This window comes from Burkholderia sp. THE68, assembly GCF_009938265.1.
Classification (GTDB): domain Bacteria; phylum Pseudomonadota; class Gammaproteobacteria; order Burkholderiales; family Burkholderiaceae; genus Caballeronia.
Map to the genome: position 1 here is coordinate 1,086,298 of NZ_AP022316.1, position 14,849 is coordinate 1,101,146.

General features: G+C 65.5%; 12 protein-coding genes and 1 pseudogene. 7 read left to right on the top strand and 6 right to left on the bottom strand.

Going from position 1 to position 14,849, the window contains the following annotated elements:
• Positions 1–60: 60 nt before the first annotated feature.
• The gene (locus tag BTHE68_RS18595) at positions 61–984 is read left to right on the top strand and encodes a sterol desaturase family protein (RefSeq protein WP_174258076.1); all 924 of its coding nucleotides are present in this window, start codon (positions 61–63) and stop codon (positions 982–984) included.
• 53 nt (positions 985–1,037) lie between these two features.
• On the opposite strand, the gene BTHE68_RS18600 is transcribed toward BTHE68_RS18595, so the two are convergent.
• Complete coding sequence (locus BTHE68_RS18600) at positions 1,038–2,615, bottom strand: MFS transporter (protein WP_232077958.1); 1,578 nt, start codon at positions 2,613–2,615, stop codon at positions 1,038–1,040.
• 167 nt (positions 2,616–2,782) lie between these two features.
• Here BTHE68_RS18600 and BTHE68_RS18605 point away from each other — a divergent pair, with 167 nt between their 5' ends.
• The 3 genes from BTHE68_RS18605 (at position 2,783) to BTHE68_RS18615 (ending at position 4,691) form a co-directional block, all read left to right on the top strand.
• Positions 2,783–3,268, top strand: a complete 486-nt coding sequence (locus BTHE68_RS18605; protein WP_162067738.1) for a DUF2753 family protein — start codon at positions 2,783–2,785, stop codon at positions 3,266–3,268.
• Positions 3,269–3,300: 32 nt separating this feature from the next.
• A complete protein-coding gene (locus BTHE68_RS18610; protein ID WP_162067739.1) occupies positions 3,301–3,927 on the top strand; it encodes a superoxide dismutase in 627 nt (208 codons plus the stop codon).
• A 71-nt stretch (positions 3,928–3,998) separates the two neighbouring features.
• A complete protein-coding gene (locus BTHE68_RS18615) occupies positions 3,999–4,691 on the top strand; it encodes a hypothetical protein (RefSeq protein WP_162067740.1) in 693 nt (230 codons plus the stop codon).
• A gap of 4 nt (positions 4,692–4,695) precedes the next feature.
• On the opposite strand, the pseudogene BTHE68_RS18620 reads toward BTHE68_RS18615, so the two are convergent.
• The 4 genes and pseudogenes from BTHE68_RS18620 to BTHE68_RS18635 all read right to left on the bottom strand — a co-directional run.
• Positions 4,696–4,851 (bottom strand): annotated as a pseudogene (locus BTHE68_RS18620) (SDR family oxidoreductase); the annotation flags it as partial.
• 99 nt (positions 4,852–4,950) lie between these two features.
• Positions 4,951–6,129, bottom strand: a complete 1,179-nt coding sequence (locus BTHE68_RS18625) for a porin (RefSeq protein WP_162067741.1) — start codon at positions 6,127–6,129, stop codon at positions 4,951–4,953.
• A 95-nt stretch (positions 6,130–6,224) separates the two neighbouring features.
• Positions 6,225–6,632: a hypothetical protein gene (locus BTHE68_RS18630; RefSeq protein ID WP_162067742.1), complete on the bottom strand. Its 408-nt coding sequence runs from the start codon at positions 6,630–6,632 to the stop codon at positions 6,225–6,227.
• A gap of 222 nt (positions 6,633–6,854) precedes the next feature.
• Positions 6,855–7,478: a TetR/AcrR family transcriptional regulator gene (locus tag BTHE68_RS18635; protein ID WP_162067743.1), complete on the bottom strand. Its 624-nt coding sequence runs from the start codon at positions 7,476–7,478 to the stop codon at positions 6,855–6,857.
• 263 nt (positions 7,479–7,741) lie between these two features.
• Between BTHE68_RS18635 and BTHE68_RS18640 the strand changes: the two genes are divergently transcribed.
• The 3 genes from BTHE68_RS18640 to BTHE68_RS18650 are packed head-to-tail and all read left to right on the top strand — an operon-like array spanning position 7,742 to position 13,442.
• A complete protein-coding gene (locus tag BTHE68_RS18640; protein ID WP_162067744.1) occupies positions 7,742–8,860 on the top strand; it encodes an efflux RND transporter periplasmic adaptor subunit in 1,119 nt (372 codons plus the stop codon).
• Entirely contained in the window at positions 8,857–11,979 is a 3,123-nt protein-coding gene (locus BTHE68_RS18645) for an efflux RND transporter permease subunit (RefSeq protein ID WP_162067745.1), read from the top strand. Before BTHE68_RS18640 ends, BTHE68_RS18645 begins: the two co-directional genes overlap by 4 nt.
• The gene (locus BTHE68_RS18650; RefSeq protein WP_162067746.1) at positions 11,976–13,442 is read left to right on the top strand and encodes an efflux transporter outer membrane subunit; all 1,467 of its coding nucleotides are present in this window, start codon (positions 11,976–11,978) and stop codon (positions 13,440–13,442) included. The genes BTHE68_RS18645 and BTHE68_RS18650 overlap by 4 nt, the downstream gene beginning before the upstream one ends.
• Positions 13,443–13,451: 9 nt before the next feature.
• On the opposite strand, the gene BTHE68_RS18655 is transcribed toward BTHE68_RS18650, so the two are convergent.
• Positions 13,452–14,747, bottom strand: coding sequence for a chloride channel protein (locus tag BTHE68_RS18655; RefSeq protein ID WP_162067747.1), 1,296 nt, complete (start codon positions 14,745–14,747; stop codon positions 13,452–13,454).
• Positions 14,748–14,849 lie beyond the last annotated feature (102 nt).

Below are 14,849 nucleotides of genomic sequence, written 5' to 3' on the forward strand. Positions count from 1 at the left end.
TTTAACCGGGCCGATCGCCAGAATGGGTTCATTCGCAACCACCCACCAAGGCGAACCGTCATGGAACTGGATCTGCTCGGAAAAATCTCGATGTATGTGATGGGCATCGTGCTCGCCGCGTCGATGATCGAAGCTGTCGTTTTGCACTTCAAGTACAAAGGCACCGACAAGGCCTTTGACTGGCACGAGACCTGGATCTCGCTCGTCGATCTCGTCGGCCGCAAGCTGCTCGCGTTCCTGCCGATCTCGCTCGCGACGCCGGTCTTCAACTTCGCGTGGGAACATCGCATCCACACGGTCACGACGAACACCGCGCTCACGATCTTCCTGCTCTTCATCGGACAGGAGTTCTGCTACTACTGGTATCACCGCGCGTCGCACACGATCCGCTTCTTCTGGGCGAACCACGCGGTCCATCACTCGCCGAACCAGTTGACGCTGTCGTCCGCCTACCGTCTCGGCTGGCTGACCAAGATCGCCGGCTCGGCCATCTTCTTCACCCCGCTCGTGTGGTTCGGCGTGAAACCGGATGTGGTGCTCGCGGTCGTGTCGATCAACCTGCTCTACCAGTTCTGGCTGCATGCGACGTGGATTCCGAAGCTCGGCTGGCTCGAATATGTGTTCAACACGCCGTCGGCGCACCGTGTGCACCATGCGTCGAACGAGATCTATCTCGATGCGAACTTCGGCGGCGTGCTGGTCATCTTCGACCGTCTGTTCGGCACCTACGTGGAAGAACGCGCCGACGAGCCCTGCCGCTACGGTCTGACGACGCCCGTGACTTCGCACAACCCGATCGTCGTCGAAATGGAACACTGGGTCAGTCTCGTGAAGGACATGTTCAACGCGAAGAGCGTGTCGGATGCTGTCGGCTTCCTGCTGCGTCCTCCGGGCTGGCTGCCGAACGGCGAAGGGCAGACGACCGAAGAATTGCAAAAGCGCGCCAAGGCGATCGAACAACAACCGGCTCATGTGGGCCACTAACAAGCGCATCGAAGCGGTACCTTCGAACCCCGATGACCGGCATCGGGGTTTTTTTATTTCTTGCGACTGATCGTCACCGCCGCGACGCCCGCCGCGGCGAACGCGCACGCGGCGGACAGCAACGCGACGGCGCGCAACGCATCGGCGATGGCATCGGCCTGCGCGCGGGCGAGCGGCGTCGATGACGCGGAAGGCGGCGCCTGCGCTTCGAGCGAGCGCGCGTCCGGGTGCGGCAGATGCAGGCGATCGAGCCGAGCCGACAACGCCGCATCGTGCGACCACACGAACACGATGCCGAGCACCGCGATCGCCAGCAGGCTCGCCACGCGCGCGACCGCGTTGTTGACGCCGGACGCGACGCCCGCGCGCTCGCCCGGCACCGACGCCATCACGGTCGTGGTCAGCGGCGCGACGGTGATCGTCAGGCCGATCCCGAGCACGATGAGCGCGGGGAAAAACCCCGCCCAGTAGCCACGCGCGGCGAATGGCAGCGCGAGCATCGCGAAGCCGAGTCCGGCGACGCACGGCCCGGCGACGAGCAACGCCCGCGCGCCGAAACGGCCCGTCAATCCGCCCGTGAAACGCGACAGCACGCCGATGATGAGCGGCATCGGCAGCACCGCCGCGCCGGCCTCGGTCGCGCTGTAGCCGTACGCGCGTATCAGCGTGAACGGCAGGAAGAACAGCACGCCGCCGAGCCCGAAATACAGCAGCAGCGTGACGAGATTCGCGCCGCTGAAATCGCGCGAACGGAAGATGTCGAGCGGGATCATCGGATCGCGGGACTTCGTTTCGATCGCGATGAACGCGGCGAGCAGCACCACACCCGCGCCGATCATGCCCAGCACCAGCGGATCGGCAAAACCGCGCGACGGCGCTTCCGTAAGACCGTACGTGAGCGCCGCGAGGCCCGCCGCGGTGCAGGCCGCGCCGGGCCAGTCGAGGGTTTGCGGCGCGTCGGCGTCGTGGCTGTCGGGCACGGACATCAGCGCCAGCGCGATCGTCGCGGCGGCGAGCGGCAGATTGAGGAAGAAGATCGCGCGCCAGGAAAACGCATCGACGAGCCAGCCGCCCGCCGCCGGGCCGACCGACGACGTGATCGCGCCGACGCCCGCCCACGTGCCGATCGCGCGTCCGCGTTCCTCGCCCTCGAACACCGCGCCGATGATCGCAAGGCTGCCCGGCACCAGCAGCGCCGCGCCGACGCCCTGTAGCGCGCGCGCCGCGATCAGCCAGCGCATGCCCGGCGCGAAGCCGCACGCCGCCGACGCCACCGTGAAGATCGCGACGCCCGCGATGAACACCTTGCGCCGGCCGAGCTTGTCGCCCATCGAACCGCCGACCAGCACCAGCGCACCGAGCAGCAGCAGATACGCGTTGACGACCCACTGCATCGCCGCGATGCTCGCCCCGAGTTCGCTCTGTATCGACGGCAATGCGACGTTGACGACCGAGCCGTCGATGAAGGCCATGCTCGAGCCGAGAATCGTCGCTGACAACGCGAGGCGCTTGCGCCGGCATGGCTGACCAGCCGCGACGGGTTGCGCGCGAATGACGAGTTCGTCGCACGGGCTCGCCTGCGACGCGACGGCGTGCGCGTGGGGCGGGGTATCGAGGTGTCGGCTGGCCAAGGTCGCGTCCGGAGGTTCACGTGAAGGCCCAAGTAAAGGCCAATCGTCGCCGCATGTCCACGCCGGCAACGTGGTTGGCAAGCTCAAATGATAATGGTTATCATTAAGCATCCCGAGTACGCAGGCTTTCGGTCGACGCAAAGGGCGATGGAACAGGAGCCTTCGCCATGCATCAGCAGATTGCAGACTTTGTATTGCCGACGTCCGACACGCCCAGCCTGCCCCTGTGGGAAACCGCGATGCGCCAGGCCGTGAAAGCCGAGCGCGACCGGCAAACCGCGCTGGCGCTCGCCGGTTACGAGCGCGCGCTGTCGATCGCGCAACGCCTGATCGACGCACCGCCCGCGGGGCGCGCCAACGATTGCCTCGCCGCGCTAGTCGTCTCGCATCACAACCTCGCCGATCTTCGGGTCGCCCAGGGCGACCCGAACGCCGCTGCCCCGCTTCTGTGCCGCGTCCATGAAACGCTGATCGCGCTGTCGCTCGACGCCGCGCGGCCCGTGTCGCTGCGGCAGGCCGCCCTGCATCACAGCCGCGAAACGTATGTCGCGCTGATTCGCCATATCGCGCGGCACGGGCCGCATCCGCTCATCACCTGCGCCATTGCCGGCGCAGACGCCGCGCTCCACGGCGCGAGTCCCGCGCGTCATTGAGCGCTTCCATCGATACGACAAGGAGATTTCCGATGCCCTACAGCCTGCCTCCCCTGCCCTATGCCTTCGATGCGCTCGAACCGCACATCGACGCCCGCACGATGGAAGTGCATCACACGAAGCATCATCAGACCTACGTGAACAACCTGAATGCGGCGCTGGAGAAGTCGGATCATCGGGATGTGGCGGTCGAAACGCTCATCGCGCGGATCGACGCGCTGCCCGAAGCGCTCCGTGCGCCCGTGCGCAACAACGGCGGCGGACACGCGAATCACAGCCTCTTCTGGACGATCATGTCGCCCGATGGCGGCGGCGCGCCGGATGGCGATCTGGCCGCTGCGATCGATCAGGATCTCGGCGGCTTCGACGCCTTCAAGGACGAATTCACCAAAGCCGCGTTGACGCGCTTCGGCAGCGGCTGGGCGTGGCTCAACGTCGACAAAGAAGGCAAGCTCTCGATCGAAAGCACCGGCAATCAGGACAGTCCGCTGATGGCGGATATCGCGTCGGGCAACACGCCGATTCTCGGACTCGACGTCTGGGAGCACGCCTATTATCTGAAGTATGAGAACCGCAGGCCGGAGTACATCGCGGCGTTTTACAACGTGATCAACTGGCCGGAAGTGTCGCGCCGGTACGCGGCGGCGCGCGGCGCATAGGCAGTTGTCTCAGGAGACGCGCGAAACCGGGGCGAGTAAGCTAGGCGATTCCGCTGTCATCGAGTTACGTCATGAGTCGAACCGATGGGATCGCGCAAAGCCGATGGCTCGCCGACGCACGCGAAGAAATCGCCGCGGCGCTTCGCACCTCCGACGAAGCATGGCTTCACGACATGAGCATGCGCTGGGGCTGCCGCCTTGCGATGCTCGTCGCCGATTTCGGCGTGCGCGTGATGCTGCATGAAGAAGGCATCGTCATCAAGATCGAGCCGCCGAACGATATCGTCGGCGGTCTCATCGACTGCGACGACGGCACGCCGGATTCGCTCGCCCGCGCTGCATGGATCAAGCTGTCGAAACTCGAAGAGCACGCCACCGCCGTGCTGGAGGCGAGCGCGCTCGTTCAGGGCGATGCGCAATGCGACGCCTGCCGCGAGACCATTCTCGCGTGGCGCCGGATGCTGATCGCGGCGAACGAGTGGCCGCGCGAAGAGGCGGACCCTTTCATCAGCCATGCATGCCGGCCGATCCTGAAGGCGTTACTGAATCTGGCGTCGTGCGCGACCGGCGGGAATCCGTTCGAACTCGCGCGCGAGGGCCATTACGAAGATGCGTGGCGCGAGTTCGAAAACTTCTGCGAGGACGAACACGCGCGCCCCGTGACCGAATGGGGCCGCAAATATCGTCATCGGCAAGGTGGCGAGTTCGCGCGGCGGCAGCTTTCCCGTGCGTACGAAGCCGGGGCGGGAATTCGTCTCGCGTGACTCGTCAGGCGTGACGCCCGGCCATCACGCCGCCATCTACCGGAAGCACGGCGCCCGTGATCCACGCGGCCTGCGATGCGAGAAGCAGGATCGCTTCGGCGACGTCGCCGGACTGGCCATTGCGCCCGAGCGGATGAAACGCGTTGAAGGCGCGGATTGAAGATCAATAATTCGGCGGCGGTGCTGCAAGCGGCCATCGACGGACAAGGCATCGCGCTCGCGCGCAGCGCATGCATCCCGCTCGCGTTGAAGCGGGCGTTCAGAAACGATGCCGCAATCCGACTGTCGCCTCGACCTGATTGCTCGTCGATGACGGCGCGGTGAGGCCGTTGATCCACGCGGCGCCCAACGGCGATCCGCTGCTCGCGCTCACGCCCTGCCACACGCCCTGCACATAGACATCGGTGCGCCGCGTGAAGCTGTAGCCGGCCATCGCGCTGACCTGATTCCAGTGTGGATTGCCGCCGCCCGTGAGTCCGCCCGCGCGCGTATAGGTGTAAGCGGCGGAAAGCTCGACTGCGGGCGTCAGTGCATAACGCAGGTTGCCTTCGAAGTTCTGGAAGTGCGTGCTGAGGCCGCTCTGGAACAGTTGCGTCAGATTCGTTTGCGTATAGACGAGGCCCGCCACGGCGGGACCGAACGCATAGTTGACACCCGCGCCCCACGTCTGCTGACGGCTCGACAGCGCGCCCAGCGGCACGGCATTCGACGTGAGCACGCCCGCGAGCGATGAACCCGACGTATCGGTGACCGCGCCATTCGTGTTGAGCTGTCCCGCCGTCGCGGCGTCGCTATTGAGTTGCATGAAGGCAGCGCCGAAATTCAGCGGTCCCCACATATACGACATGCCGAGGCTATATGCACGATTGTTCGAAAAGCCACCGGCCTGATTGGAAAAGCCATAAAGCGCGCCGAGCTTGAATCCCGCGAAATCCGGGCTTTGATACTTCACCGCGTTATTGATCTGAAACGAATCGTTGAGATTGTCGATGTCGAACGGATGCGCGAAGTGCGTGCCGCCATACTGCGTGCCGGTCAACGAAAGCGGCGCGACGAAATCGACCATGTCGTCGGTCTGACGGCCGAACGTCAGCACGCCGAATTCACGGCTCGACAAGCCCACATACGCCTGCCGGTTGAAAATGCGATTGCTCGACGTGTACTGTCCGTTGTTCAGGTTGAAGCCACTCTCCAGGTTGAAGATGGCTTTCAGCCCGCCGCCCAGATCCTCGGCACCGCGCAAGCCCCAGCGGCTGTACTCGACCGGGCCGCTTTTCAGCTCCCAGTTACTATGCCCGGCGCCCGTCGTGTTGATCTGGTTGTTCGTGTAAGTGACGCCCGCGTCGATCAAACCGTACAGCGTGACGCTGCTCTGCGCATGCGCCGCGCCCGAGAGCGTGACCATTGCCGCCGCACCGGTTACCAGCAACTTGTTCATTTGCCTGGGCTCCATCGATGTCGGGATAAGACGCGGGATGCTCCATCCACTTTATGCGACGGCATCGGCGACCGGCAAGCGCAAAGTATGAATGTTCAGAAGTCGTGGCGTACGGAGAAAGTCACACCCTTTTCGTGCTCATGATTCGCGCCAAGTTGCGGATTGGCGGAGAAATGCCATTCGTCTTCTCCGCTCGTGAGATCGTCGCGCGGCTTCATCGGCGCGGAGACGGAAGTCGGCGAAGGCGGCTGCGGAGAGAGCCGGGCGAGCTGGCCGATGTCCGGATGAATGCTCTTTTCGTATCTGGAGAGCGTGATCGCGTCCAGCGCGTCGATAGTGCTCTTGAAGAGATACCGCGGATGACGAGGCTTCGCCGACGGGACGCTGGCAGTCGAGACGACTGCCGGAGAGGGAAAGAACAGCCAGTCCGCCGCGAGTCGCTGAAATGAAATCAGGCGCGTTTGTTCATTGGCTGATGCAAAGCTGCCGACAAGTAAAGCCACGATGCCGGCGACCCAAAATCTTTGGATATGGCGTGTCATCGAATGCCTGAGAGGACGCTACTGTCGGGCAAAGCCCGGCGTTCTTAAAGCATTTTAATTCATTTGCGGACACATTTCCGAACGATGAATTTTTCGCGACATTGGCTCTGCTAATCGAATCGCGCCGAACGATTGTGCAGGCAATCGAAACAGTCGTGCTTCACGCGCCCGGCTGGCGAGACGTCATTCGGGGGCGCCGCTCAGCACGACGCGACGAAAGAATTGCGCGAGAACGTCTTCGGCGAATTGCGCCGGCACCGATTGCGGGTCCGACGAATAAAAGAACTGCACGCCGTCGCACAGCGCAATGAGCCCGAGCGCCATCTGTTCCGGCGGCATCGTGAGCGGCGTGCCCACGCGCTCGGAGAATGCCCTGATGTAATCGGTCGTGGTCTGCCTGAGTTCGCGCATCAGCGCATTGAAGCTCGCGCGAAAGCCTGGATCGCGGCTCGCGTGCAGCTTCGCCTCGACCCACAGCAGGAAGCACGCGTTGTTCTGATAACACTCGCTGTAGTACTGCAGCACGCGCGCTTCCATGTCGGCGCGCGAGGCCTCGCCGTCCTCGAACAGGGCGGACATGCGCTGCATGATGGTGTCGTGATCGCGCTTGAGCACGTTGAGCAGCAACTCGGCCTTGCTCGAAAAGTTCGAATAGAACGCGCCGCGCGTATAACCCGCGTCGGCGGCCACATCTTCCACGCTCGACGCGCCGAATCCCTTCTTGATGAAGACCGCCTGCGCAGCGTCGAGCAGACGCTGACGCGTCTGGTCACGACTCTGCTCGCGGGTAAGACGTACTGGTTTCATGTGCCAAAGTGTAGCATCGGCGGGCTTACAAATCCGTCTTTGCATTCAGATACAACTGTGTATTAGAATGCACTTCGTATTCTCGTCCGGGTCGTCGAAACCCTTGCCGGACGGGGCTTTCGGGTCAGTACACAGATCCGCCCCGCTCAGGTTCGCTTCTCGACGATGTTCGCCGGACACCCTTTTCTCTTGCTTCGCCCATGAGCGGCGCGTCGCGGTTGCCCGGCGCGCGGCACCATGCCCTTGCGGGCGCCGAGGTTCCTGTGAAGCTCTTCCACTCACCCGCGTCGGTCGTGGCGCGCGCGGCATTCGTTCCCATCGTCTGCGTTGCGCTCGTCGCCTGCAAACGGCATGAAGCGCCGGCGCCGGCGCCCCGCCCGGTCGTCGCCGTCGCGGCACAGGCGGATGGTCACGCGGGCACGTCCAGCCTGCCCGGACAGGTTCAGTCGCGCTATTCGACGCCGCTGTCCTTTCGCATCAACGGCAAGATTCTCGAGCGGCGCGTGCGCCTCGGCGATACCGTGAAAGCCGGACAGATCGTCGCCCGGCTCGATCCCGCCGATGCCGAGAAGAACAACGCGAGCGCGCGCGCACAGCTCGACGCCGCCGAGCATCAGCTCGTCTATGCGAAGCAGCAGCTCGACCGCGATCGCGCGCAGGCTGCGGAAAACCTCATCGCGCCCGCGCAGCTCGAACAGACGCAGAACGCCTATGCTTCCGCGCTCGCGCAGCGCAATCAGGCGCAGCAGCAGGCGGGTCTGTCAGCCGATCAACTGCGCTACGCGACCCTCAGCGCCGATCACGCGGGCGTCATCACCGCCGAGCAGGCCGACACCGGGCAGAACGTCACGTCAGGCCAGGCCGTCTACACGCTCGCGTGGAGCGGCGATATCGACGTGATCTGCGACGTGCCCGAAGCCGCGCTCGGCGCATTCGCCGTGGGCCGCGAAGCGAGCGTGAAACTCGCCGCATTGCCGAAGCAGACCTTCAAGGCGCGCGTGCGCGAACTCTCGCCCGCCGCCGATACGCAAAGCCGCACCTGGCGCGCCAAGCTCACGCTCGAAGCGCCGACGCCCGACGTGCGCCTCGGCATGACGGCGGATATCGCGTTCGCCGCGTCGAACGGCGCGCAAGGCGCGTTCACCGTTCCGTCGACGGCGCTCTTCCACGACAACGGCCATCCCGCCGTGTGGGTCGTGAAGCAGGGCGACGCGCTCGAACTGAGACGCGTCGAAGTCGCGCGCTATGGCGAGCGCACGGTGACGCTCGCGGGCGGCATCGCGGCCGGCGAGCGCATCGTGTGGCAAGGCGTGCATACGGTGTCCGCGGGCGAGAAAGTGCGCGTCGTCGCGCCGCTGCATCCCGAGGACTTCGCGTCATGAGCGACACTCGCGAAGACGACAACCCGCATCGCCACGAAGAAGGCCGCTTCAATCTCTCCGCGTGGGCCCTGCGGCATCGCGCGCTCGTCGTGTTCCTCATCGCGATGGCGACGATCTTCGGCATCCTCTCGTACACGCGGCTCGCGCAATCCGAAGATCCGCCCTTCACGTTCCGCGTGATGGTGATCCGCACGTTCTGGCCGGGCGCAACCGCGCGTCAGGTGCAGGAGGAAGTGACCGACCGCATCGCGCGCAAGCTCCAGGAAACGCCGTACACGGACTTCATGCGCAGCTACTCGCGCCCCGGCGAATCGCTGATCTTCTTTCAGATGAAGGACTCCGCGCCCGCGAAGGACGTGCCGGAGGAGTGGTATCAGATCCGCAAGAAAGTGGGCGATATCGCCGCGACCCTGCCGCCCGGCGTGCAAGGCCCGTTCTTCAACGACGAATTCGGCGACGTCTACACCAATATCTACGCGCTCGAAGGCGACGGCTTTTCGCCCGCGCAACTGCACGATTACGCCGATGCGTTGCGCACCGTTCTGTTGCGCGTGCCGGGCGTCGCGAAGGTCGACTACTTCGGCGATCAGGAAGAGCGCATCTACGTGGAGATTCCCAACACCACGCTCACGCGCCTGAACATCTCGCCGCAGCAGATCGCGCAGGCCATCGACGGACAGAACGCCGTATCCCCCGCAGGCGTGCTGACGACGCCCAACGATCGCGTGTTCGTGCGTCCGAGCGGTCAGTTCAAGGACGTGAATGCGCTCGCCGATACGCTCATCAACGTGAACGGCCGTTCGTTCCGTCTCGGCGATATCGCTACGATCCAGCGCGGCTACCTCGACCCGCCCGCCACGCAGATGCGCTCGGCGGGCACGCCCGTGCTCGGCATCGGCATCTCGATGCAGCCGGGCGAAGACGTCGTGCGGCTCGGCAAGTCGCTCGATGAAACCATGGTCAAGTTGCGCGCGCACCTGCCGGCGGGACTGAAGCTGACCGAAGTGTCCAGCATGCCGCACGCGGTCTCGCATTCCGTCGACGACTTTCTGGAGGCGGTGGCCGAAGCGGTCGTCATCGTGCTGATCGTGAGTCTGGTGTCGCTCGGCGTGCGTACGGGCATGGTGGTCGTGATCTCGATTCCGATCGTGCTCGCCGTCACCGCGCTCTTCATGTATCTGTTCGATATCGGCCTGCACAAGGTCTCGCTCGGCACGCTGATCCTGGCGCTCGGTCTGCTCGTCGATGACGCGATCATCGCCGTCGAGATGATGGCCGTGAAACTGGAGCAGGGCTGGACGCGCGCGCGCGCCGCCGCGTTCGCCTACACGAGCACCGCGTTCCCGATGCTGACCGGCACGCTCGTCACCGTCGCGGGCTTTTTGCCGATCGCGCTCGCGAAATCGAGCACCGGCGAATACACGCGCTCGATCTTCGAAGTCTCGGCGATCGCGCTGATCGCGTCGTGGCTCGCGGCGGTCGTGCTGATTCCGTTGCTCGGCTACAAGCTGCTGCCCGAGCGCAAGAAGGAAGCGCATCTGCCCGACGATCACGAACACGATATCTACGACACGAAGTTCTACGGACGCCTGCGCCGCTGGGTCGGCTGGTGCGTGAAGCGGCGTTTCGTGGTGCTCGCGATCACGGTCGTGCTGTTCGTCATCGCGATGGCCGGCTTCACGCTCGTGCCGCAGCAGTTCTTCCCGAGCTCGGACCGTCCCGAACTGCTGATCGACGTGAGGTTGCAGGAAGGCGCATCGTTCGACGCGACCTTGCGCGAAGCGAAGCGGCTCGAAGAAGCGCTGAAGGGCCGCGATGAAATCGATCATGTGGTGAGCTTCGTCGGCACGGGCGCGCCGCGTTTCTATCTGCCGCTCGACCAGCAATTGCCGACGCCCAACTTCGCGCAGTTCGTCGTCACGGCGAAGTCGGTCGAAGCGCGCGAGGCGCTCGCGCGCTGGCTCGATCCGATGCTGCGCGAGCGCTTCCCCGCCGTACGCACGCGTCTGTCGCGGCTGGAAAACGGTCCGCCCGTGGGTTATCCGGTGCAGTTCCGCGTGAGCGGCGACGACATCGGCACGGTGCGTCATATCGCCGAGCAGGTCTCCGCCGACATGCGCGCCGATGCGCGCACGACCAATGTGCAGTTCGACTGGGACGAGCCTTCGGAGCGCTCGGTGCGCTTCGAGATCGACCAGCAGAAAGCGCGCGATGCGGGCGTCACGTCGCAGGACGTCGCGAGCTTTCTCGCGATGACGCTGACCGGCACCACAGTCACGCAGTATCGCGAACGCGACAAGCTGATCAGCGTCGATTTGCGCGCGCCGCGCGCCGAGCGCGTCGATCCTTCGCGGCTCGCGACGCTCGCGATGCCGACGCCGCACGGACCGGTGCCGTTGAGCGCGCTGGGCCGCATCGTCGATACGCTCGAATACGGCGTGATCTGGGAACGCGACCGTCAGCCGACCATCACCGTGCAGTCCGACGTCAAGGGCGACGCGCAAGGCATCGACGTGACGCAGGCCATCGACAAAAAACTCGACGAGATTCGCCGCGCGCTGCCGGTGGGTTATCGCATCGAGGTGGGCGGCCCGGTCGAGGAAAGCGGCAAGGGTCAGGCGTCGATCAACGCGCAGATTCCGGTGATGGTGATCGTCGTGCTCACGCTTCTGATGATCCAGTTGCAGAGCTTCTCGCGCGTCATGATGGTCATCCTCACCGCGCCGCTCGGGTTGATCGGCGTGGTCGTGACGCTGCTCGCGTTCGGCAAGCCGTTCGGCTTCGTCGCGATGCTCGGCGTCATCGCGATGTTCGGCATCATCATGCGCAACTCGGTGATTCTCGTCGATCAGATCGAGCAGGACATCGCCTCCGGGCACAAGCGTTTCGATGCGATCATCGGCGCGACGGTGCGGCGTTTCCGGCCGATCACGCTGACCGCCGCCGCCGCCGTGCTCGCGCTGATTCCGCTTCTGCGCAGCAACTTCTTCGGCCCGATGGCGACCGCGCTGATGGGCGGCATCACGAGCGCGACCGTGCTCACCCTCTTCTATCTGCCCGCGCTCTACGCCGCGTGGTTTCGCGTGAAGCTCGACGAACGCGAAGGAGCATCGTCATGAATCGCCGGCTTTTGATGATCGCGGCGTGCTGCGCGCTCGGCGCGTGCGCGCTCGGTCCGGATGGCAAGCCGCCCGCCATGCCGCAACCCGCGCATTACGGCGCTAAGCCGCAGGCGGACGCGAGCGTGACGGCCGAAGGCGCATCGCAGCGATTCGTCGCGGGCGCCGCGCCCGTGCCCGAATGGTGGAAGCTGTATCGCTCGGATGCGCTGAATGCGCTCGTCGATGAAGGCCTGCGCGCGAGCCCGAATCTCGCCGCCGCCGACAAGGGCCTCGTCGCCGCGCGCGAGCAGTTGCGCGCGCAAGTGGGTTCGTCGCTGCTGCCGCAGATCGATGCGGGCGGCCAAGCGACCCGGCAACGTGGTTTCGGCATTCCCCAGGGCGGCCCGCCGACCGTGCTCTACAACCTTTTCGTCGGCCAGATTCAGGCGCAATACACGTTCGATCTCTTCGGCGCGGCGCGTTTCGCGAATGCCGCGCTCGCCGCGCAGGTCGATCAACAGGCCTTTCAGCTCGATGCCGCGCGTCGCGCGCTCGCGGCGAACATCGTGACGGGCGCGATCGGCGCGGCGGCATTGCATGCACAAATCGACGTGACCGAGCGCCTCGTCGCACTCGCCAACGACGATGCACATGATGCAGAGCGCCGCTATGCGCTCGGCTCGGCATCGCGCGCGGACATGCTCAGCGCGCAACAGAACGCGGCATCGCTCGCATCGCAATTGCCGGGCTTGCGCGCGCAATGGCTCGCGACGCGTCATGCGCTCGCCGTGCTGCTCGGACGCACGCCGGATCGCGCGCCGGACGATCTCGACCTCGCGACTCTCACGGTGCCGCCGGATGTGCCGGTCGTTCTGCCATCCGAACTGCTGCAAACGCGCCCTGACATCCAGGCCGCCGACTCCGCGCTGAAAGGCGCCGCCGCGCAAGTCGGCGTGGCGACGGCGCAGTTGTTCCCGAGTCTTTCGATCTCCGCGTCGATGGGCAAAGGCGGCTTCGACTGGCCGACGGCGCTGTCCGGCGCGGGCGCGCTGTGGAGCGTGGGCGCGTCGCTGTCGCAGCCGCTTTTTCATGGCGGCGCGCTGCTCGCGCAACGGCGCGCGGCCATCGCCACGTATGACGCCGCTGTCGAACAGTACAAGCAGACCGTGCTGGCGGCGTTTCAGAATGTCGCGAACACGCTGGCGTCGCTCGAAACCGACAGCGAAGCGCTCGCCTTCGCCGACACCGCCAGCAACGCCGCGCGCGACGCATCGGCGGATGCGGCGGCGCGCGTGCGGCTCGGCGCAATCCCGCCGCGCGCCGCGCGCGGCAGCGAACAGCAGTATCTCAACGCGCGGCTCTCCACGATCCGCGCGAGCAGCGCGCGCATGAGCGACACGGCCGCGCTGTTTCAGGCGATGGGCTCGCCCGTCGCGTCGGGTTCGAGCGTCGCGCGAGCCGATCACGAGACGCACAAGTAGCGCACGTTCTCAGTCAGTGAGATGCCGCAGCGTCTGCTCGGGCGCAGTCGACGGGCGTTCGATGCGCGCCTGCGCAAGCGCGCGATAGGCAAGCGACGCGCCCGCCATGGCCAGCGCCGTGGGAATCAGGAAGTCGTGATTGAAGCGCGTGAACTCGATCATCAGCACGAGCGCGGTCAGCGGCATCTGCATCGCCGGGCCGAGGAACGCCGCCGCGCCGATCACCGCGAACGCGCCGAGCGGCGTGCCGGGCCAGATGGCGTTCCACACGCTGCCGAGGACCACGCCGAGCAACGCGCCGTTCGTCAGGCTCGGCGTGAGCAGGCCGCCTTGCGCGCCCGCGCGCAGCGAGCTGACTTCGATCGTCACCTTCAGGATCAGCAGCACGCCGGCGAGCGCAAAGCCCAGCGAATCGTCGAACGAAAGACCGGCGGGACCACGGCCGTTGCCCGCGAGTTGCGGGAACCAGATGACGAGCACGCCGATCAGCGCGAAGTTCAGGATCGACAGCACGGGCAATGTGTTGCCGCGCGGCGCGCTCTTGCGCGCGGCGCTCGCGAGCTTCATGAAGCACCATGCGGCCGCGCCGAACACGGGTCCCATGACGATGGCCCAGACGACCATCTGCGTATCGAGCGCGAAGGCGGGCAAGCGGTACTGATGCCCGTCGCCGAGGCCGATCCACGCGACGATCGCGCCGATCGCCGAGGTGGCGAAGGCCGTCGCGATGATGACGCCATCGAACGTGCAGAGCAGCACTTCGAGCACGAAGACCGCGCCGCCGAGCGGCACGTTATAGACGGCGGCGAGTCCCGCGCCCGCGCCGCACGCGACCATGAGGCGCGATTGCGCGGGCGTGAGCTTCGCGTAGTGCGCGAGCCAGCCCGCCCACAGCGAGCCGATTTCGCGCGGCGCGACTTCGCGGCCGAGCGGCGAGCCCATCGCCACCGTGACGATCTGCAAAAGCGCATGCGCGATCGTGCTGCCGGGCGGCATGCGCGGATCCTCGGAATCGACGGCCTGGCGGATGCTCACGAGCGGTTTGCCGAAGCGATGCACGCACCACCAGCCGACGCCCGCGATCACGCCGCACAGCGTCAGCACGACGAAGCGGCGCAGCGGCGACGCGGCCGAGATGCCGATGAGAAAGCTTTCGCCGCCGGTCAACGCATCGAGGCTGTAGCCGAACGCGACGTGCTGGATCTCGTGCAGCAGCAGCGCGAGCAGCATGCCGCCGAGCCCCGCGCCCAGCCCGACGAGCACAGTGACGACGATGAGCTTCACGGTCGGTGTCGATGACGGCATCGCGCGCACCTCGCAGGTAAAGGGCATAGCGTAGCGCGGCCAAATTGCGCGCGCCTCGCCGGGATGCAGCAAATTATAGTTACGCACGGCATTATTTCGATG

What these genes read in the sequence shown, in the direction of transcription:
- BTHE68_RS18635 (WP_162067743.1), bottom strand. Translation starts at nt 7,478, where the DNA reads ATGAAACCAGTACGTCTTACCCGCGAGCAGAGTCGTGACCAGACGCGT.
- BTHE68_RS18615 (WP_162067740.1), top strand. Translation starts at nt 3,999, where the DNA reads ATGAGTCGAACCGATGGGATCGCGCAAAGCCGATGGCTCGCCGACGCA.
- BTHE68_RS18645 (WP_162067745.1), top strand. Translation starts at nt 8,857, where the DNA reads ATGAGCGACACTCGCGAAGACGACAACCCGCATCGCCACGAAGAAGGC.
- BTHE68_RS18625 (WP_162067741.1), bottom strand. Translation starts at nt 6,129, where the DNA reads ATGAACAAGTTGCTGGTAACCGGTGCGGCGGCAATGGTCACGCTCTCG.
- BTHE68_RS18655 (WP_162067747.1), bottom strand. Translation starts at nt 14,747, where the DNA reads ATGCCGTCATCGACACCGACCGTGAAGCTCATCGTCGTCACTGTGCTC.
- BTHE68_RS18650 (WP_162067746.1), top strand. Translation starts at nt 11,976, where the DNA reads ATGAATCGCCGGCTTTTGATGATCGCGGCGTGCTGCGCGCTCGGCGCG.
- BTHE68_RS18610 (WP_162067739.1), top strand. Translation starts at nt 3,301, where the DNA reads ATGCCCTACAGCCTGCCTCCCCTGCCCTATGCCTTCGATGCGCTCGAA.
- BTHE68_RS18595 (WP_174258076.1), top strand. Translation starts at nt 61, where the DNA reads ATGGAACTGGATCTGCTCGGAAAAATCTCGATGTATGTGATGGGCATC.
- BTHE68_RS18605 (WP_162067738.1), top strand. Translation starts at nt 2,783, where the DNA reads ATGCATCAGCAGATTGCAGACTTTGTATTGCCGACGTCCGACACGCCC.